Annotated in this window: 2 protein-coding genes; both read right to left on the bottom strand. The window is 30.6% G+C overall.

Annotation, left to right across the window (positions count from 1 at the left end; translation table 11 throughout):
• Positions 1-212: hypothetical protein (locus B5F09_RS14795; protein ID WP_143357539.1), on the bottom strand; the 212-nt coding region annotated here is incomplete at its 3' end.
• A complete protein-coding gene (locus B5F09_RS14635) occupies positions 172-765 on the bottom strand; it encodes a hypothetical protein (protein WP_087375030.1) in 594 nt (197 codons plus the stop codon). The genes B5F09_RS14795 and B5F09_RS14635, both read right to left, overlap by 41 nt.
• Between the last annotated feature and the right edge of the window lie 102 nt (positions 766-867).

Raw genomic sequence — 867 nt, 5'->3', positions numbered from 1 at the left:
TCACTCATTTTAAAACCATATTCTTTTTCTAAAATTCCCCTTATCTCTTGAACACTTCTTCCACTCATTCCAAACAGTAACATCACCACTCTTAATAATTCATCATTCTGTTCATATTTTTGGCTTATTTCATGTTTACTGCTTGTATAAATCGTTGCTATCTTGATCTTATCATAGGCTTCTTTTTCTTTTAACGGTATTCCTGATTTCACCTTTTTCTTGTAGACTATATATCCTGATCGTTCCATCATATTTTAATGGTGCTTGAGGCATTAACCAGATTGAATATGTCTTTTGCATCTTTTGATAATTATCACCATCAATTACTGTTTTAACTTGCTTAGATATCAGTCGGCTTGTATAAGCTATCCCTCTTGTTACTATCTCATAAGTATTGTAAATACTATTTTGAGCTTCGATATTGATCTGCAGCTTACAGGCTTTTTGTTTATTTCTTCTAGGAACATCAAGTTCAAAATGGACATCAAATCTTAGTATTCCTTCTCCAGGAATGATTGATTCATTATTACTGGTTTTAACTACTCGATTACCTGGAAATACCGGTTCATGATTAATATTAGCTGGGATGATTTCCTGGATTTCCTCAATCGTAAAATCACACAATTCATCAACGACATATTTTAAAATATGTGCTAATATCTGGGTATCATTAAGAAGAACTTTACAGGTTTCATCAAGCTTTACACTTTTAGAATCATTATTGATGATCGATTGATTAATAACTGTAGCTGTATAATTATCCATAGACAGCACCACCAGTTACTAAAGATAAATAAGTTTGATTATAAAAAAACATCTTATTGGCATATTTCATATTAACACTCCATTACTATAATATTTAAATAA

The sequence above is a fragment of the Erysipelatoclostridium sp. An173 genome (assembly GCF_002160495.1).
In the GTDB taxonomy this organism is placed as follows: Bacteria; Bacillota_I; Bacilli_A; order Erysipelotrichales; family Coprobacillaceae; genus Thomasclavelia; species Thomasclavelia merdavium.
This window is presented reverse-complemented; position numbering and strand designations above follow the sequence as displayed.

Bases quoted from the DNA above. Each gene is read 5' to 3' on its own strand.
- B5F09_RS14635 (WP_087375030.1), bottom strand. From the start codon at position 765: ATGGATAATTATACAGCTACAGTTATTAATCAATCGATCATCAATAAT.